Here is an 18,933-nt window from a genome sequence, read left to right as displayed (position 1 = left end):
ATTGATTTGTAGTAACTTCAACTAATCAATAAATGCTTTAACCAAAGGTGGTTCGAGATACCCAAGTTTACCATCTAAAAAATGATCAACAATATCGTTATCAAATAATTGATACACAACTCTCAAATGTTGTGGTTGCCAATCTGTCGTGACATAGAGCTTACCTGCACTCTTTTGTTTACTATACTTCAATTCAGACAAATCGAATGTCTTCAATATATTTTTCAAATCCTCTGCTACTTGCATAACGGCTCTATTGGCTACATCATGTATTCCATCACCATATTCTAACTTTGGGACGGAATGATGGAGAATATCTCCAGCATCTAAGCGAGAAGATAATTTGTGAATGGTCATACCCGCCCAGTTCGGTTTCAAATTATAAAAAGGCCAAAATAATGTCGTATTACCACGATACCATGGAGATAAGCCCCCGTGAATATTCCAAGCATCCGTTGGACCGGCTGCCAGTAACTCATCGCTTAATTTATGTACGCCATAACTAATCATTAGATCTGCATCTAATAATGTGACCCAATCTATTGTTGCTTGATGATTCAACGATTCCATTGTTACGTTCAACGTCGGAACGGACTCCAGTATAAAATCGTTTCCTGCAAAAAATGTCTGCTCGGAATAATCACGATCAGCAAAATGTCGAATAAAGTTAAGTCGATCCTGCTCTTCTAAACCACTAGGTGGTTGAGGAACAAACTCTTCACGTTGTTCAATAACATGTCCCACCACATAACCGGTATTAACTAATTGATTGACGACATGCAAATGTCTTGGATGGGATCCTGTCAACAATACTACCTTCATCTCCAGGCAACCCCTTCCTTGTTACAAAATGGACCATCAATTAATTTCACTTCCTTTAATTTATCTATAGATACTTGGTAATTACTTAATGGATATTGCATTTTTGTAGCTATATCGACTAAAGAATGTTCGCCATCCGAGTAGTTTAAAATCATTAATACTTGATTCAAATGTTGACGATTATCAATTAATGTAGTTGTAGATCCACGCCAGCTAAGTGGTGAATTGATATCTGGGTACAAATCATATTTACTAAGCTTTGGTTCGCCAAATGGCTTTAGATTATGGTAATAACCATTAAGCTCCTGTAGCTGCAAAATCTCTTCTAATTCATCTACGCTTTGCAGCAAAGCTTCAATGGTCATGGTCTCCTTCGTATCAAGAGAGTTATGATATCCTGCATAATTTCCATATATCATCCGAGAAAATTGACCCATTGGTAGATTAAAACCTGGTGAGCAAAATTGTCGTTCATCTGATCCATGGAGCGGAGTGAATGGACGAATTGTCATCTTTCGCTTCTCATGCTTCACGAGAAACTGTACTAATTCATTCATTGGGGTTTTATCGTTGCGAGCCATTTTATAACTTAACGGTGTTTCTTTACCACCCAAGCAGGTAAGAACCATACCAGAGTACATATTTTCATGCAAATGTTGCCCATACTTTGCTAAATACGCAATAGAACCAATAGTCTCAGGATGAAATACAAAGCGATAGGTAAATTCGCGTTGTTCCCAATTTTTCAAGCGATTATATAAAAATGCAGCAACAATAGGGCCGCTTAATTCATTATTTGCCATTGATGGATGACAAATATACGAAGTAATTAATACTTCCTTTGTCGACTTTCCTGGCAATATAGACTCTGCATAATTTAAGACGCCATCAATTTTTTCACTATCAATATAGACATGATACTGACCTTCCTCTAGCGTAGTTAACTGATCGTAAGACATACAAAATCCCCAGCGTTCTTTGTAATAAGATATTACATAGGGCACGGCGTCTGGTAGATGAGGAATAGTAAACACATGTTCTTTCAGCTCGCTCAAAGATACGATTCTATCAATAGGCTCGCTATAATTCAAAACATGCAAATTACTATTCTTAATATTAATAATTTCCCGTCCCTCGGAATCTTTGATCCATGCCTCACGGATGACCCATTCCTTTGGAATTGTCCAATCAAATACTTCTGTACCCGTTGGCACTTCTTCTACTGTTAAAGGTAAGTATTCGCCTAGAATACCTAGCGTTTGTCTAACACCTTCCCCAGTAATGCTTCTGAACAACGGGAATAATCGATCAAATAATTGATCCATCTGCTGTAATTCATTCATCTGTATTCATCCTATCTTGTAATACCGTACTTAATGTATGAACAACATCCTTTACATCCTCATCTGACATCTTCGGATAAAGTGGTAGTGTTAATGCCCCTGCATACCATTGTTCAGCTATTGGACATAATCCCTTCTCATATCCCAGTTGTTTATAAAAAGGGAACCAATATACAGGAATATAATGTACATGTACTCCAATATTTGCAGCACGCATTGCTTCAAATATTTGTTTGCGACTCTTTCCAGTTACTTCTTGATCAATCTGAATAGAATAGAGATGCCAGCCGGAATTAGTATCTGCCAGTTGAGAGGGCACCCGAATACCCGGAATGTCCTTCATTAGTTCTGTATAGAGTGCTGCTAACTGCCGGCGTCGTTTCATAAATGAATCTAGCTTCTTCATTTGCGAGCTACCAAGTGCCGCTTGCAAATCAGTCATACGATAATTGTAGCCTAAATCCACCATTTCATAGTACCATTCGCCTTGCTCCTCTGCATAAGGTGTTCGCGTAATACCATGACTACGGAATAATTTTAACTTCTCATAGTATTGCTCATTATTTGTTACAATTACGCCGCCTTCTGCTGTAGTCACAGGTTTGACTGGATGAAAACTGAACATCGTCATATCAGCTTGAGAGCCGATCTTCTTACCCTTATATTCAGCACCAAGCGAATGCGCACCATCTTGAATGACGACAAGCTGATTTTCTCTCGCGATGTCCATAATAACGTCAATCTCGCATGGTTGTCCTGTGAAATCTACAGGGATAATAGCTTTTGTTCGCCTTGTAATCTTTCTTGAGATATCTGCAGGATCGATATTATACGTGTCCTTATTTATATCTGCAAATACAACATCTGCTCCCATGTATTTAGCACAATTGCTACTAGCCGCGAAAGTAATCGGCGTAGTTATTACTTCATCGCCTACGGTAATACCTGCAGCATAACATGCTCCATGTAGCGCAGCAGTTCCATTCGCAAAGGCTACCGCATACTTTGCACCTACGTACGCTGCGACTGATTCTTCGAATTGTTGAATATTAGGACCTGTAGTCAAATAAGGAGAACGTAATGTTGTAACCACCGCTTCTATATCTTCATTATCGATCCATTGTTGCCCGTAGGGTAGAAATTGTTCTCTCTTACTCATAATAATAAATCCCAGCTTACAGCCGTTCCTTTAACTGCATCAACTTTAATCTTCTTGCCTATTATTAAATCGTAATATTTCGTTTCCAAACCTAAACCTGGACGAACATTACGAAGATTGGACTCATTAAATAAATCTCCAGCTTTCATATCCTCACCAACGTATAAGGAACGACGGTTGTTAACAGAAGGTTTTTCTGCTTCTGTTGGACCATATTGAATTTGTCCAATACTTTGCCATGCTTTTTCTGTTTCTTCCACTAACAATTTCAACTCATGTGGCTCCATCGAGAATGTAGAATCAACGCCGCCTTCTGCACGTGATGTTGTGAAATGTTTCTCAATAACAGTAGCACCTAATGTTACAGCAGCTACCGATACTCCTATCCCCATCGTATGGTCGGATAAGCCAATTTCCGTTTGGAATAGCTCCTTCATATGCGGGATTGTTGCTAGATTTGAATTAGCTGGTGAAGCTGGGTACGTACTTGTACATTTGAGAAGCACAATTTGCTCATTTCCTTCTGCACGTACTGTTCTTACTGCTTCATCCAGCTCGGCTGCTGTAGCCATGCCTGTAGAGATAATAATCGGTTTACCTGTTCTAGCAACTTTACGAATTAATGGAATATCTACATTTTCGAAGGATGCTATTTTATAAGCAGGTACATTCAAGTTCTCTAAGAAATCAACTGCTGTCTCGTCAAATGGCGAGCTGAAGGCAAGTATGCCAAGTTCATTACATTTGTCGAATATTTCTTTATGCCATTCCCAAGGTGTATATGCTTTCTCATATAAGTTATATAGCGATTGTCCTTTCCATAAATCTTTCTCATTGGAAATGAAAAATTCATTGGTATGAACATCTAGTGTAATCGTATCTGGAGTATAGGTTTGCAGCTTAACGGCATCAACCCCCGCTTCTGCAGCTAATTCTACCAAATGCAATGCTCTTTCTAATGACTGGTTATGGTTTCCCGACATTTCTGCGATAATGAACGGTTTTGCATGATGCCCTATTTCTCTCGTTCCAATTTTAATCATAATGACTTTCCACCATTTCTTGTAACCAAGGATTCGGTTGATCTTGGCTCGCCGTTATTTTCAATCCCTGCTCACTTATATGTCTAATTCTCTCGCCTTGACTCGGTAAGGAATCTAATAATTTTACGTAAGTTTGAGATGTCACTTGTTCATGCCATCCCAAATTGATTATGGCAGATAGCTGCTCCGCCATCTCAGTTGATTCTAATTGATTATGAGCGACAATTGTACTTGCTGAAGGAAGACCTACATAACATCTTTCCCATGTTGTAGAGCCACCCGCTCCTATTGAAAAGTCGGTGCTGCTCATTAATTTAGCCATATAGTTAATTTGGCAATGATAACTATAATGATGTTGACGACAAAGATCTTCTATTTCTGTTCGATAAACATTGCTCATTCCAACAACAATATCAACATGTTGGAAAGCCGTTGTCGTTTCTGTCAAAGCTTGTAACACTTTCATCGTTTCATTGGTAGGGTCACTGCCCCCCATAAATACAAGTAGACGATTTACTTCACCTGTACGTATCGTCTGCTTTGCTCGCTCTTTAATAAATTCATCTCGCATAATCAAATATTTCGGTCCTAATAGCTTTTTGCAATGTATAGGAACTAGTTCATCATAACGATGCTCATAATTGGCTATGACATTTTGATCTAATAACAGATCGCAATCATGCTTACGATTGGCCAAATCATCAATAACAACAATTTTCCGTGCGAACTTTCTCATCTGCTGCTCCCACGTCATATCTAATTGATAATGATCTACAATTAATATATCGACAGATTGCTCCTTCTGAATAACAACATAGCCTAGTTTTTCTACAAGATCGATCATATGTCCTAGTAACGGATCCATCCAGAATGTAACATGATGCCCGAAGTTTTGGAGATGATAGGCTATTGTTAAACAACGCATAACATGTCCACTACCAATCTCATTGGATGCATCTGTACGAATTAATATGTTCATTACGTCACCGGCTTTTGCTCAATATGTGCGTTCAATTGCACAACTTCAGGATGAGCTAATAAATATTGAATGACATCGCTACTAGAAACATCTATTGCAGAAAAATAATCAGCAACATTAGAAAGCAATGCGTAATCTTCTGCTGTATCTAGCGTAATACGAAGTTCAGAATAGTGGCGATTCGTAGGAGCTATGTAATCTACTCTTGTAAATTGCTCCTTATACTCGTAAGCATAATAGGTGACATGCTCACGATGACGTTGCTCACGACTATGCTCATATATGTATTGCAATGCTTTGTAAGCAATAATTTCTACCGCAAGCCCTCGTGGCAGATCACTCGCCAAATCTATAATATCGACTTGATGCTCTTTCATTAGTGCAACCATTTCCGAGGCGATCTCATAATCAATAAATGGGCAGTCTGATGTTACTCTCATTATATAATCAGGATTATATCGGTGAGCACATTGCATATAACGAGCCAATACATCGTCTTCTGAACCTCGATAATAGGCTATATTATGTTCTATACACCATGCTTCAACCTCATCATCCTGTGGTAGGTTTGATGTGGCAACGATCACTTCATCAACACCATGAATTTTTCGACAACGTTCTGTGACATAAGTTAAACTATCCACACGTCCTAGTGGTTTGAGAATTTTCCCAGGTAGACGAGAAGATCCCATTCGTGCCTGAATAATAATAATTGTTTTCATCTACACACATCCCATTCCGAAACATAATGAATATTAAGAATAAGGCTCTACTTATCTCTAACAATACCTTATATAATTACGACTTCTCTTGTAAATGAGCGCAAGAAGGACTGACCATCCCAAACCGCATGAAAGTCTAAGGCCTGACCTATCGGGACAACACGGTCAATACCTCTATTGGAAAACAGATCAATCATCTCAATTAATTGTTCCTTAGCATAGCCAAAGTAAGAAAGTGTCTGATCTTTATCAATTATTATATCGGCAATATGAAATAGGTTTTCAAGTCTTGTTTCATAAAAGAGGCCCGCACCACAATGTCTTTCTCGCAAATTGGCAGTTAATTCTTTAAGCTGAATACGCGAGTACATGTTTTGATAATCAACTTTCATCGTTTCTTGCTCCGTTGCTAGCCATAATCCAGTAGCTAACTTTTGGACTTGCGTAGCGGCTGCAAGTTCATAATTTTTGGCTTGGATAACTTGTGCAACCTGCATCCAGAACAAGCGTTGTGCCTGTTCAACTATGTGCTGAGTACCTGTCCATATCACTAATCTCGGTGAAGAGCACGCCATCTGATCAAACCAAAAAGAATCATTGTAAAATCGTTCAGCTAATTGCTGCAAACCTTCGTTATCCAGCGTATTAACAATTTCAGCATTAATGACTGACATTGAGAAACGATCTGCAAATACGAGCTCATTGGCCATCGGTGCTAGTGCAAGCTTGCGAATCGCGCTTACTGTAGCATCTCCGCCCCACACGACACGAGTATGACAAAGCATGCTTAGCTTTTCGGTCGTTGCATTATGATGTGGATAAGATAAGACGATTGTTCTCTTAGCAATCTCTTCATGATCCGGTTTTGCTAGCACAGCCAAAATTTCCGTAAGCAATCTATTTGTTTGTAGCTGCTCTTTACTAGAAATTCTAATAATGTTGCGATTACCTGCTAATAAAGATAAAATCCACGAGTAAATAAAGATCGTATCTACATTCGAAGGTGCTAAATGAAATACCGTTCCTCTTGCTTTTACAACACTACCAATGATTTCTTGTTCCCATGACGTTTGCAGCTGATTCATATGAGCTTTTCGCATCCAAAATCCAAGTGCAACAATTTCTGGAAACTTCCGCATCTTCACAAAACGCTTTGATAATTCTTGAATGAAAGATAGAGCATCGTTATTAAAAGCAGCTAATGTTCTTTGATGTTGTAGATGCTGTAACGCTTCTTCTCCATTATGGTGTGGCCAGTAGTACCTCATTATTTTACGCCTCCTATCCCAAAGGCAAAAGTATCGCTACAGCCTCTTAATTCCGACTTTGGAATTCGTCCCGCTACACTAAAATGTTTACCCTTCCATCCGCACGGACAATCATCTTCACCATGAATCGTTCCTAAATCTTCGGTTAATAAGCTATGACCAGGATAACTTCTCGGTAATAAACTTAACACTTGAATTAATCCCTGTTGGCCATAGGCAAGCGGGTCAAAAGTAAGCGGGTCTCTAATTAATACATCAGCAAAATTCGGCGTATGCAGATGTTCATGATCGCACTCAACAAAAATCGAACCAACCTGCTCAACCATGCCATAATAGTTGTGCACTTTCCCAATACCAAGCACTTGTTTTATTTCATCATTGAAAGTTTGTGGGTCAACAGCTTCATCCTGCAGCTTTTTCCAGCCGCCACCATGTATAAGTACACTGTCTCCAAAATCTATCTTAATATTTTGTAGTTTTGCTTCTTGAACAACATGCTTCCAAACCATAAAAGTAAATCCGAACAATAAAAGCTTGGAACCCTTATATTCTTCCAAAAAGTTTTGTAAGCCAGTCCAATCTACGGTCATATCATCATTCAAAGCATAAAAATGACGTCTACCAAAATTAGCAAAGCCTAAAATACCCGCTCCTCTAGCACTGAATGAACGACGATCTTTCAGTACAGATTTAGTATCCAAAATAACCATTGGTAGCCGCTTAGCGCCAAGTATTGGCTTTATCACATCAACTAAAGATTTCGTCTGACTAACGGAAGTTTCTTTATCCAAATAAATCTTTGAAACTTGCTGTCCTGATGTACCGCTTGATGTTAACACCTTTATAACATCTTCAGCAGGTATAGATAATAAGTCCATTAGCTTAAATAATTGCACTGGCAAATAAGGTACTTCATCTAATGATGTCGCTTCTTGATAGCCTGAAGTCTTCTCGATCATCGCTTTATAAGCAGCACTATTCTTCATATGATGCCTTGTTAATTTATTTAATTCGTTTACTAATAATTGCTGTTTCGTCTGCTGCTCGTCATTATAGGGATAGATCATAACATCTCATCCTTTATCGCTTTGTAATCTGTTTTACCATTTGCCATTCTTGGAATAGCGTCTGCAACGATAATTTTATACGCAGAATGATGCAGCTTATACATCTTTTCCAAGCATCGTTTCACATCAGCTAATAACAATTCAGATTCGATCATGACTACTAATTTATCATCGCTACCGGTGCATGCGACTGGTTGCTCTCCAATTGATACTAACTTTCGCTCTACATCATCCAAATTAATACGCAACCCGAATAATTTTACGAACCGCTTCATCCGACCAGTAATTGTATAATAACCATCAGCATCTACTTCAGCTACATCTCCAGTATGTAATATTCCTTTATTCTCATCGCCTTTAGCTAAATCGTCCAATGTCTCAGCATAACCTAGCATGACGTTAGCACCTTTATAAATTAATTCATTCGTTTCTGGAGCTAACTCGAATTGTCCTCCAGGAATAGCAATGCCGATAGATCCTGCTTTTCTTAACAACTTGTCGGTAGGAATATACGACATCCGTGGAGCTGCCTCCGTCTGACCATACATAATATAAAACTTCTTATTATGCTGCTCCGCGTACTCTCCAAATAGCTTAACCAAACGTTCTTCCAGATGTCCCCCCGCCTGAGTCAACATCTTCAAATGAGGCAGCTCCATCTTAAAGAAACCAATTCTACTTAACATCTGATAGGTGAAGGGTACTCCCGCTAAAGAAGTGGCTTGATGTTCTTCGACAAATTGCCAGAAAGTCTTAGCCATGACGCTTTCTTCTGTTAATAATACGGTTGCCCCTGCTTGTAAATGACTGTTCAATATAGACAGCCCGTAAGAATACGATAATGGTAGATTTAAAATCGCTCGTTCATCTTGTTCAATCTGCAAATACGTAACAATTGATTCCGCATTTGTTTGTAGGTTTGCATAAGATAAGCGAACAAACTTCTGACTACCCGTTGTGCCAGATGTGCTCAATAATAATGCTAGATCTGAGTGTATGACATACGATGCAAATAAAGTTCGCTCTGAAACATTCCCCATTTGAACATAATCTGCAAATGAAATCGATCCTATAATCCATTTCGGTTGATAGGTTGTAACAATACTATCCAGTAATTGCTTGTTGGTGTTTGCTCCCATTAGCATTACAGCATGACCAGCTTGTAATACAGCCATATAGGCAGCGATAAATTGTATATTATTTTCACACAGTAATAGCACGAGCTCTTTTTGCGTGGAGTGTAATGAGTATTCCTTCGTTAATAGATGTAATTGTTCATATGTATATTGTGTATCATTCGTAATAATTGCTACTTTGTTATCATAGTTGAAGTTTTCGAAAAACATAAAAGCCCTCCGTTCAACGATATATAAGAAAAGGGTATGGTATTAATACCACACCCCCTTCATTAGAATTGTACATCGTATTTTGCTAAAATTTCTTTTGCCTTGGCAAATGTGTTCATATCTAGTACATCATCCGTATCTAGCATTGTATCAAACTGATCATCAATCTCAGTGATTAATGCCATATGAGCAAGGGAATCCCATTGCGGAATGGAATTATAAGATAACTCATCCGTCACCTGATCAAGCTCAATTTCTAATGCCTCTGCGAAAATCATGCGTAGCTTCTCTTCATTCATATGTATCCCTACCTAACATGGTCCTATAATTGTTATACTAAATCAGCATTCTATTAATCTACATTCTATTATAATATAAATTCGGCTTTATGCTTATGAAACTTTACACACTTTTCTTTCCATGTTGAGGAAAGTAGCTCAAAATACTCGATATCATGATATTGATTATATTTATAAATATGTTCCTTAAATGTTGCTGTATGTGAAAAACCATAATAGAGATGCATTTTCATCATACCATCGTTTCCATCCATAACTTCGGCATATAATTTGTTTAAGTCTAATTCAAAAAAGGCAAAATTATATAAGTAAGGGTGAATTCGACCCGCAATAATTGAGTAATTCAAATCTCCAATATAATAGCCAAAGGTTGCTTTACGATGTTTATGATCAATATTATTCAAAGAAATAATACCAATCGCATTTTCTTTGTAATGGATCATCCAATGGCACTGCTTATTATCTTTTGAAATGCTATCAAACCATTTTCGTTGGTTATCCATATTTTTTTCAACATCAGTATACATATACTTTGTTACATGTTCACTTGTACGCCATTCTAACACCTGTTCTAGATCATTTTCAGTGATTTTAGTAAATCTCAACATTGCTTCACCACCATTACAAAAGCTATAGATTAAATAACCATACCACCGTCAACGCCAATAACTTGACCCGTTATGTATGAAGATAGATCAGAGGCTAAGAAAAGAATCGTATTTGCTACTTCTTCCGGCTTTCCAATCCGATTCATTCTAATCTCACTAATACGCTGAGCATATTTATCTTCTGTTAATTGTTTTGTCATATCTGTATCAATAAAGCCTGGTGCTACGGCATTGACACGAATATTGTGTGATCCTAGCTCCTTGGAGGCTGAATAGGTTGCGCCAATAACTGCTGCTTTGCTTGCTCCATATACGGTTTGTCCTGCATTACCGGTTTTGCCTATAATGGAGCTAACATTAATAATTGAGCCATGCTTTTGCTTCGCCATTAATCTTGAAGCAAACTGCATATGATAAATAACCGCTTCGATATTAATCGCAAATGTATTCGACATTTGTCCTTCATTAATCATACCTAAAAGTGCATCATCTAAGACACCTGCGTTATTGACGAGTACATCTAATCTACCAACATTTTTCTTGATCCATACAAATGCATTTTTGATTTCACTTGTATCTCGCACATCATAAGCTAAAATATGAACAGTGACTCCGTATTGACTAATGATCTCTTCTTTTAATTTCTCTAGCGTTACCATATCTCGACCATGCAAAATCAATGTCGCACCATGCGCTGCACACACTATTGCTGTTTCTCGACCAATACCGCGTGTAGAGCCAGTAATAAAAATTTTTTTATTCGTGAGCATTTGGTATCGTTCAACACCTTCACAGATAGGTTACTTACTATATTTATTCCGCCATAGCGTATAAAACTGTTTCTTTTAATAAATTGCCATTATGGTGCCCCAAATAGAATTTATACGAAATATCTTTAAACAGTTCTTTTATAAATAATGGAATTGTACTCATTTCTTCATCACTATGATATAAACAAATTAACTTGAATAGTATTAGTTACATTAATATCTTCCACTATGAGGTTTCCAACATCAATAATTCCTGGATCTTTTATTAGTAACTGGGCGGCTTTATAGATCCATTCATAACATTTCCCCTATGTTAAGAATATCTTAACAAGTTTTTTCTTAACTCGCGTTTTGTGAAGCGATATATAGGATTTTCTACATCTAACTGCTCAATATTATGCTTGGCATCCATATATTCAGGAAAATGTTGAAATGCTTGTTGTAATAGCTCTCTAGCATCTTCAAGCTGACCATTCATTGCATACAATACCCCTATATTATTCAAGGCTGCCCCATGAGTTGCATCCCGAGTAATAACACTCAAGTAGATTTCTTGAGCGACTAGATACTCTTCAAAGTGCAATGCTACAAGTGCTTTAGTAAATAAATAAGAGACATATCTACTATGGGATGATTCAATATTCAATGTAGCTAATAATTGCTTAGCTTCCTGCCACTTCTCATATCGCATTAAGAAACTAATATAATCTAGATGATTATCCTCCACAGCATATTTTCTTGCATAAACTGCCTTCTGAAGTGCGGGAAGACCAAATTTATTTAATAATCGCTTCTCACCTTCCCTAGTAGAATTAATATTAGCCGTTGTATTGTTTAAATGCCTACGGATAAATGATAGAGGTTGTGATATATATCCTATATTCATACCATTCAATAATATTCTCAACCAATAATCGACATCTTCTACATACTTTATCGTTGTGTCGAATCCTTCAAGTTGGTAAAAAACAGACTTCTTAATTACACTTGATGAGGGTGAGATAATTGGATTTCTCAGAAACATCTGACAAAATCCTTCCTCACCTAATAATTCATATCCACTAATTGTATCTGAGATCTGCTCACCAGTTTCATTAATTTGAACAAAACCACTATATATAGCGGCATACTTTTCTTCGTTTATTTTCTCATTGTATTTTCTTATTAGGTCAGCATCACATTCATCATCAGCATCCAACAATAAGATCCAATTACCTGAAGCTTTTGAGATACCATTGTTTCTTGCTGCCGAAGCCCCTGCATTGGTTTGCTGAAATAGCTGAATATATTTATATTGTTGTTGTAACCTATTCACAATGTCAACGGTCCTATCATTACTACCGTCATCCACAATAATAATTTCATGAACAGGATCGGTTTGATTAACGATACTTAGAACAGCTTTCTCAATATAATGTTCAGCATTGTACGCTGGTATTACTGCTGAAATATTCATTGTTATCACCTATTCTTTTCTTATAAAAGGATCAATAAATTGAAGCCCTTCACTTATTTCTTTGTTTTTCAGAACTTTTTTAATGGCATCATATGCATGATAAGGAGATACAATAATTTTAATATTTTTCTTATAATACACGTCTTCCGGAGCATATATTTTTCGATCCATGATTAATTGATTTTGCTTTCTAAGATCACTATCAATAAATCCAAGTAGCTCCCCCTGTTGCTTCCTTAACGCATGACAAACACTTTGTCCCGCTTCTCCAGCTCCCCATATCCAATACTCATTATTAGAGATAAACTCATCACATTTTTTCACATCAGTATTGTTATAGAAAAATGTATTTTCTAAAAAGTTATTCACAGAATATTTTAACCTTGGGAGATTATTTTCTACAGCAACTGAATTAAAAAATTCATATAATTGAAGAGTATATTTGTCGTGCACATCCAGATCCCCTAAAGAAGACCAAGCATTCTTTCCATGTTTCCGATAATATGTCAACGGTTCTCTAATTGTAAATATCTGAGAGTGGACAGTGGCCAGCTGCATAAGTCTTGTATCCATCCAAATATAAGATAATTCATCCTCTTTCAAAGGCAATACCCTTTGCAAGAAACTCCTTCTAAACGCCAAGGCACTTGTGGTAGAAAACAAATGAAATAAACTTTCAGTGGTATATATGTATTCTTTGTAATTCGTTACATCTTTTAATACTGGTACAATGGAATGTAGCGATTCACTATATTTATTCACTTCTTCAAGTGAATGTTGAATTGCCTCTACATGGGGATGACTTTTAAAAGCACTTATTATTTTCTCTATTTTATCCTCTTTGAACAAATCGTCACTATCAAGCAAAAAAATATAATCCCCTTTTGATTGTTGATAAGCTTGATACACTGCGTTCATTTGATTAAGGTTATGACTTTTCCCATAGTTTTCTTTTAAAATAACTTTTATATTACTAAATTGAGATAATACGTCTAACGAGTTATCAGTAGACCCATCATCGTAAACAATAATCTCAATATCTTCATATGTTTGATCGAGAACAGACTGAATACACTCTTCCAAATAATCTGCATAGTTATAATTATTAATTAGTACAGATGCTAACATTGCGTACTCCTCTCAGAACTTAGGGATAATTAATTTTGATTCATCAAATCCATTTTCAAGTAAAAATTGTTTAATTTCAATTACTTGGGTACTTGCAATGATAATTTTATCGTACTCCTTCGGATTATTAAGCAAATAATTAAAGGGTTTCACCTCTTGATCAAATAAAAAAGTCCCTTCTTCCTGTACAAAGCTACTTGAAAAACATTTGACTCGTATGTCACGTTTTTTTTCATTATAGAAGTATTTTGCTAATTCACCTGTACCATAGATTACATATTTTTCTTCACTATTAAGTGCCAAACCATCTAATAAAAATCGACCCACGGACTCTGCTTCACTATTTTTTTCAATGAGACTCTTGTTTTCTTTTATTCTAACTTCGTTAAGCTTTTCAAGCGTTATTCTATAGTATACTTCCGCGTTAGCTTGATTAATAAACCATTGATTTGAATCGTGAGTTCTGTAGCAACCTTTTGGGGTATCAATTGAATAGATATCATGATAATTAAGAAATAATATTTTCACATATAAATCAGCACATATTCTATAATCCTTTTCCGGGATAGGGAAAATCAACTTTAACACTTCTCTATTAAAGGATAATCCTGAGGTAGGTATCGTTCCCAAGAAACCAAACAATTCAAGACCTTTTTTTTGCTTCGTCACTCCATCCTCTAATAAAGTAAATTTCTTTTCATTATTTATGAGCAAATTATGCTGTACTCCTTTATTCAATTGATGGTAGTAAGCAATAGTTTCCAATTTGTCTGGATACCAGTAATCGTCTGCATCTAAAAATGTAATAATATCACCGTCTGATATGGAAAACCCCGCATTAAATGCAGAGGCTTGCCCTCCATTACTCTTAAAAATAGCTTTTATTTGATCAGGATGTTGCCTGCGGTATTCTTCTATAATAGTTTTTGAATTGTCTACTGATCCATCATCGACGATAATCAGCTCAAAATTCTGATATGTTTGATGTAACACCGAATCAATTGCCTCTGATATATACTTCTCATAATTATAATTCGAGATTATAACCGTGAATTTGAATACCATATTATACGACCCCTAACTCATCCTTCAAAAAAATTTTATTGCAAATTCTAAGCGGATAGAATGAATATGACTCAAGCGCTACTCTCATTTCATCATAGTAACTAGTTGAAGGAACGATGACAACATAACTATTCTCTAGACTTTTTAAGACAGAAATTTCATAAATCGGCTTGTTCATTTTCATCGTGTTATGTTTTTGTTCGTCGCCATCAACAAAAAATTGTATCTCTAGAGAATGCTCCTTAAGCTGTTCATATGCACTAACTCCAGCAGTTGATGCACCATAAATAACTATTTTATGATTCATTAACAAATCCATATCTTGTCTACTATAGTCTTGCCATATACATTTTTTCTCGTAATCGAGAAATAACTCTTTATATTTCCCACTATATAATACATGCCACGGTTTATCTCTTGCAGCATAGTGAAAAACAATCGGTTCTTCAATATCGATATGGTTGGTTAATAAATAATTATACCTTCTGTCTAATTTTAACCATTTATCCCATAACACAAAATTGAAAGCATCCTGATCACAAGTATTTCTTTTATTATATGGACTCATTACATATTCATAAATTTGACTGGAGATATCATTATCTCTCCATTTTTCGAGATTAAATAGTATTACTCCTGAATTAAAATAAGACTCCACTGATATCCCCAGATCATCTGCCAAGAACATATTATCATCCGATACAGCAGCTAAATAGTGATCACCCAGATTAATATCATTAAATTGTAAGATATCCGATGTAACAATAATGTCTCCATCCAAATATAGTGCTTTTTGCTCTGATTGAGGTAAATATTGAGGGATATTGATTTTCAAGTATGCTGCCCTTGATACATATGCTCCTTCATGAAAATCACCAAAATTATCTTTCACTTCTATAAAGTTAATTTCACTTTTGTAATATTTCACAAGATCTAATAACTGTGACTGATTACTCATACTTAAATCATGAAATATTACATACAATACAATACGATTGCTCTGTTTAGTGTTTTCATACAGAGATGTTAACATTACTGCAGCGTACTGTGCATATTGATTATCTGTAACAATTACGACATTCATAATCCGATACCTCGCTTAACAATTATGCAGAATTTTTCAAATAAGTACATATGAATAATTAGAACTAACTACAAATCCTTTTTCCCTTAACTGTATACCTATTTCTTCTCTCCATTGAGATGCTATATACACAAAATTATTTGTTGTCGTGAGATCATGTGGACTTAATACTTTTATATCATTAATCTCCTTCCCCCATAAATCTTGGTTATTATCTGCAAATACCAGATTTGCATTAATCGTACTACTGAATAATTTATATACTCGCTGTCCAAGTTCGCCTGCACCGAATATAACAATTTGATAGTCGTTTTGCCTAGTCTGCAAATGCTCAACCATATGATCAGGGTTAGACAAAAATAATCTCTCCTGCGTATATTTACTAGACTTATTGAGGTTGCGCAGTGTAATTTCTGCTTCTAAGCTTTGAAGTATTATTTCACTTTCTGGTTTCCAATCGTTACGAATTTGTATCATTTCTCTATTCTTAGAGCGATCCAGCCATTTCTCTATATATCGATTCCATTCAGGGTATTTATTTTTAAGTCTAGTATGAGAAATTAATTGTTTCTCCCTTTTAGAAACAAGATGTTCCATACTCGTGACATAGTCATGCAATAAAACACATATGGGTGAATACAATTGATTATAGAGTTGAGGATAAATTTGGTTCAATCGAATGGAAAGCTCTATTCCTCCGCCACCAAATGTAATATCATCATCCCAACCTCCAACTTCAAAGAATGCATCAGCACAATATGAGCTGTTACCTTCAAGATCAGAACATTTTGGGAAAACTTTTTCTCCATAATAGTAATGATGTTGATACTCATTAAGCGGATTATCGGTTTTATATAAATATGGTCCCTGAACAGCGATTACATTATATTTTTGATGTGTTAAATAATGCGCTAAAAGTAATTGCTCATCAGGAATTCCATCATCCTCCAAAAACAGTAATATTGGAGCATCCGCAAAAATCGCGCCTATATTACGAGCCAAATATGCACCCGTATTTTCGCCTAAAGTAATGTACTTGTTGATATAGGGAAGTAGGATTTGAAACTCATCCAAATATGCTCCATTGTTTACAAAAATAATCTCGACATTTATATCATTTCGTTGTTTGTTTAAAATCATGAGATTCTGCAATGTGTCAGGATGTAATCTCCAGGATATTATAATAATGGAAATATCTAATTTTCTGTTACACTCACTTATTATGCTTATTTCTTCAAAAAAAAGCTTATACCGTTCGAGTTTATGAGACCAGTTTCTTAAACTTAACTGCTGCTCCAACATATATGAATACTCCTGACATATCATTTTTTATTTCTATCGTTTCTTATTCTGTAATAATATTGGTATTCCAATTTAAATCTTTCAAGAAGTGCTGACCTGCTCGCAATCCCATGTTTATTAACTGCTCTGCGATCTCATTATTATACTGACTAGCAATAATAATAAATTTTGAGTTCTCCTCAAGAAGAGTTCCTGGATCATAAATTTTCTTACCAATAAATTCCCTTCCCCATTTTTCCTGATTATTATCTACAAAATGCGCCACTTCAATGCCTTGTTCAAGAAGCCTCTGTGTCACCTGTTCTCCGCTTTTACCAGTACCAAACACAATAATTTTCTTAGTCAATATAAACCCTTTTTCAGGAAATTTAACGTAAGGATATTTTGAAACATCAAGGTATTTAAAATACTCTTCTTTATATGGATGGTTATTCAAAAAGTGCCAAGGTTTTGAAGCTGTCGTGAAATGCGAAATTGCAGGATCATTTTTTGCATTTTCAAAAACTGCTTCTGAGTCAAATCCTGCAGTTTGAAAATCTTGATTAAATAGTTGTGCTCTTAAATTCCATATATAATCTATTTCATACCAATCATTATATAATATAGCGTTTAAAGCATCTTGATCCCACATTTTCAATCGTTCTGGATATGTAGCTATGAATTTCATAACTAATGTAGAAATATTATTTATTCTCCACTTAGTAAGATTAATAATTAGAACTCCTGCATTAAAGTATTTTGAGTCTTTTGGAATCCCTAGCTGTTCGTGTCTATTGTATTCATTTACTTTTATAGCTCCTAGAGCATAATTAGATATGTCAATATTGTAAAACTCATAAATATCATGTCTAACAATTAAATCACAATCTAAATAAATCACTTTTGATATGCTGTTTTCAAAAAGCGTTGGAATTAAAATTCTATAATAGGTTGCTTCCGAAATATGTCCATTTACCACTACATTCTCTAGCATGCTAGTATCTATATCTAAAAACTTAATACTGGAATTGTATTTATTTACAAGTACATTCAAGTATTGTTTATTTTCCTCACTAATACCACCGTCAATAACATTTACAATAATATGTTGTGCATAATTAGTATTTTCAAGCATGGAGACAAGTGTCGCGATTAAGTGTTGAATATAATTGTCATCAGATGAAAAAATAACATGAAACTTTTCCACTTCGCTCACATCCATTATTTTTTTGATATTGCCAAACAAGATTTGACACTTTTAAACTCTTTACCCTAGCATTTCTAAACACTAATCAAAGGTGTATGCTTTTTCATTTCTATTGGTCGATAATGAAACAAAAAACTACAGGTGAAACATCCATATGTTACAAAATGCACCTTGTTAACGCAAGGTGCATTTTGTTGAATTCTTCTAAATTAATATTTAATGAGCACATTTTATTATTTGAACATATTTTATTGCGATATCGCTATCACTGTTTTATCTAGTGACT

18 protein-coding genes are annotated in these 18,933 nt (G+C 35.6%); all 18 read right to left on the bottom strand.

Annotation, left to right across the window (positions count from 1 at the left end; all coding sequences use genetic code 11):
- Positions 1-21 precede the first annotated feature (21 nt).
- On the bottom strand, positions 22-822 hold the full coding sequence (locus tag NV377_RS24655) for a formyltransferase family protein (protein WP_258203487.1): 801 nt from the start codon (positions 820-822) through the stop codon (positions 22-24).
- Entirely contained in the window at positions 819-2,165 is a 1,347-nt protein-coding gene (locus tag NV377_RS24650; RefSeq protein ID WP_258203486.1) for a DUF4910 domain-containing protein, read from the bottom strand. Before NV377_RS24650 ends, NV377_RS24655 begins: the two co-directional genes overlap by 4 nt.
- Positions 2,158-3,324 carry a UDP-4-amino-4,6-dideoxy-N-acetyl-beta-L-altrosamine transaminase gene (gene pseC, locus NV377_RS24645; RefSeq protein WP_258203485.1) on the bottom strand — a complete coding sequence of 389 codons (1,167 nt, stop codon included), beginning with the start codon at positions 3,322-3,324 and terminating at the stop codon, positions 2,158-2,160. The genes NV377_RS24650 and pseC overlap by 8 nt, the downstream gene beginning before the upstream one ends.
- Positions 3,321-4,367 carry a pseudaminic acid synthase gene (gene pseI, locus NV377_RS24640; protein ID WP_258203484.1) on the bottom strand — a complete coding sequence of 349 codons (1,047 nt, stop codon included), beginning with the start codon at positions 4,365-4,367 and terminating at the stop codon, positions 3,321-3,323. Before pseI ends, pseC begins: the two co-directional genes overlap by 4 nt.
- The gene (pseG, locus tag NV377_RS24635; protein WP_258203483.1) at positions 4,360-5,346 is read right to left on the bottom strand and encodes a UDP-2,4-diacetamido-2,4,6-trideoxy-beta-L-altropyranose hydrolase; all 987 of its coding nucleotides are present in this window, start codon (positions 5,344-5,346) and stop codon (positions 4,360-4,362) included. Before pseG ends, pseI begins: the two co-directional genes overlap by 8 nt.
- A complete protein-coding gene (locus NV377_RS24630; RefSeq protein WP_258203482.1) occupies positions 5,346-6,068 on the bottom strand; it encodes a cytidylyltransferase domain-containing protein in 723 nt (240 codons plus the stop codon). The genes pseG and NV377_RS24630 overlap by 1 nt, the downstream gene beginning before the upstream one ends.
- 68 nt (positions 6,069-6,136) lie before the next feature.
- Positions 6,137-7,336 (bottom strand): acyl-CoA reductase, encoded by a 1,200-nt coding sequence (locus NV377_RS24625; RefSeq protein ID WP_258203481.1) that lies wholly within the window; start codon positions 7,334-7,336, stop codon positions 6,137-6,139.
- Positions 7,336-8,403: a LuxE/PaaK family acyltransferase gene (locus NV377_RS24620; RefSeq protein ID WP_258203480.1), complete on the bottom strand. Its 1,068-nt coding sequence runs from the start codon at positions 8,401-8,403 to the stop codon at positions 7,336-7,338. The genes NV377_RS24625 and NV377_RS24620 overlap by 1 nt, the downstream gene beginning before the upstream one ends.
- Positions 8,400-9,749 (bottom strand): AMP-binding protein, encoded by a 1,350-nt coding sequence (locus NV377_RS24615; RefSeq protein ID WP_258203479.1) that lies wholly within the window; start codon positions 9,747-9,749, stop codon positions 8,400-8,402. Before NV377_RS24615 ends, NV377_RS24620 begins: the two co-directional genes overlap by 4 nt.
- Before the next feature lie 62 nt (positions 9,750-9,811).
- Positions 9,812-10,048, bottom strand: a complete 237-nt coding sequence (locus NV377_RS24610; protein ID WP_258203478.1) for an acyl carrier protein — start codon at positions 10,046-10,048, stop codon at positions 9,812-9,814.
- A 68-nt stretch (positions 10,049-10,116) separates the two neighbouring features.
- Positions 10,117-10,656 carry a UDP-4-amino-4,6-dideoxy-N-acetyl-beta-L-altrosamine N-acetyltransferase gene (gene pseH / locus NV377_RS24605; RefSeq protein ID WP_258203477.1) on the bottom strand — a complete coding sequence of 180 codons (540 nt, stop codon included), beginning with the start codon at positions 10,654-10,656 and terminating at the stop codon, positions 10,117-10,119.
- A 29-nt stretch (positions 10,657-10,685) separates the two neighbouring features.
- Positions 10,686-11,426, bottom strand: coding sequence for an SDR family NAD(P)-dependent oxidoreductase (locus tag NV377_RS24600; RefSeq protein ID WP_258203476.1), 741 nt, complete (start codon positions 11,424-11,426; stop codon positions 10,686-10,688).
- Between the two features lie 313 nt (positions 11,427-11,739).
- A complete protein-coding gene (locus NV377_RS24595; RefSeq protein ID WP_258203475.1) occupies positions 11,740-12,882 on the bottom strand; it encodes a glycosyltransferase family 2 protein in 1,143 nt (380 codons plus the stop codon).
- Between the two features lie 9 nt (positions 12,883-12,891).
- Positions 12,892-14,010 (bottom strand): glycosyltransferase, encoded by a 1,119-nt coding sequence (locus NV377_RS24590; protein WP_258203474.1) that lies wholly within the window; start codon positions 14,008-14,010, stop codon positions 12,892-12,894.
- Between the two features lie 12 nt (positions 14,011-14,022).
- Positions 14,023-15,075, bottom strand: a complete 1,053-nt coding sequence (locus tag NV377_RS24585) for a glycosyltransferase family 2 protein (RefSeq protein WP_258203473.1) — start codon at positions 15,073-15,075, stop codon at positions 14,023-14,025.
- 1 nt (position 15,076) lies between these two features.
- Complete coding sequence (locus tag NV377_RS24580; protein ID WP_258203472.1) at positions 15,077-16,159, bottom strand: glycosyltransferase family 8 protein; 1,083 nt, start codon at positions 16,157-16,159, stop codon at positions 15,077-15,079.
- Positions 16,160-16,195: 36 nt separating this feature from the next.
- A complete protein-coding gene (locus tag NV377_RS24575) occupies positions 16,196-17,461 on the bottom strand; it encodes a glycosyltransferase (RefSeq protein ID WP_258203471.1) in 1,266 nt (421 codons plus the stop codon).
- Between the two features lie 43 nt (positions 17,462-17,504).
- Positions 17,505-18,686 (bottom strand): glycosyltransferase family 8 protein, encoded by a 1,182-nt coding sequence (locus NV377_RS24570; protein WP_258203470.1) that lies wholly within the window; start codon positions 18,684-18,686, stop codon positions 17,505-17,507.
- Between the last annotated feature and the right edge of the window lie 247 nt (positions 18,687-18,933).

The sequence above is a fragment of the Paenibacillus endoradicis genome (assembly GCF_024721975.1).
Note: the sequence above shows the minus strand (reverse complement) of the source record. Positions and strands in the feature narration are given on the sequence as shown.

Excerpts from the sequence above, each read along its gene's own strand:
- NV377_RS24610 (WP_258203478.1), bottom strand. The coding sequence starts at position 10,048 with ATGAATGAAGAGAAGCTACGCATGATTTTCGCAGAGGCATTAGAAATT.
- pseC (WP_258203485.1), bottom strand. The coding sequence starts at position 3,324 with ATGAGTAAGAGAGAACAATTTCTACCCTACGGGCAACAATGGATCGAT.
- NV377_RS24625 (WP_258203481.1), bottom strand. The coding sequence starts at position 7,336 with ATGAGGTACTACTGGCCACACCATAATGGAGAAGAAGCGTTACAGCAT.
- NV377_RS24650 (WP_258203486.1), bottom strand. The coding sequence starts at position 2,165 with ATGAATGAATTACAGCAGATGGATCAATTATTTGATCGATTATTCCCG.
- NV377_RS24590 (WP_258203474.1), bottom strand. The coding sequence starts at position 14,010 with ATGTTAGCATCTGTACTAATTAATAATTATAACTATGCAGATTATTTG.
- NV377_RS24585 (WP_258203473.1), bottom strand. The coding sequence starts at position 15,075 with ATGGTATTCAAATTCACGGTTATAATCTCGAATTATAATTATGAGAAG.
- NV377_RS24580 (WP_258203472.1), bottom strand. The coding sequence starts at position 16,159 with ATGAATGTCGTAATTGTTACAGATAATCAATATGCACAGTACGCTGCA.
- NV377_RS24575 (WP_258203471.1), bottom strand. The coding sequence starts at position 17,461 with ATGTTGGAGCAGCAGTTAAGTTTAAGAAACTGGTCTCATAAACTCGAA.
- NV377_RS24595 (WP_258203475.1), bottom strand. The coding sequence starts at position 12,882 with ATGAATATTTCAGCAGTAATACCAGCGTACAATGCTGAACATTATATT.
- pseH (WP_258203477.1), bottom strand. The coding sequence starts at position 10,656 with ATGTTGAGATTTACTAAAATCACTGAAAATGATCTAGAACAGGTGTTA.
- NV377_RS24620 (WP_258203480.1), bottom strand. The coding sequence starts at position 8,403 with ATGATCTATCCCTATAATGACGAGCAGCAGACGAAACAGCAATTATTA.
- NV377_RS24630 (WP_258203482.1), bottom strand. The coding sequence starts at position 6,068 with ATGAAAACAATTATTATTATTCAGGCACGAATGGGATCTTCTCGTCTA.
- NV377_RS24655 (WP_258203487.1), bottom strand. The coding sequence starts at position 822 with ATGAAGGTAGTATTGTTGACAGGATCCCATCCAAGACATTTGCATGTC.
- NV377_RS24615 (WP_258203479.1), bottom strand. The coding sequence starts at position 9,749 with ATGTTTTTCGAAAACTTCAACTATGATAACAAAGTAGCAATTATTACG.
- pseG (WP_258203483.1), bottom strand. The coding sequence starts at position 5,346 with ATGAACATATTAATTCGTACAGATGCATCCAATGAGATTGGTAGTGGA.
- NV377_RS24600 (WP_258203476.1), bottom strand. The coding sequence starts at position 11,426 with ATGCTCACGAATAAAAAAATTTTTATTACTGGCTCTACACGCGGTATT.
- pseI (WP_258203484.1), bottom strand. The coding sequence starts at position 4,367 with ATGATTAAAATTGGAACGAGAGAAATAGGGCATCATGCAAAACCGTTC.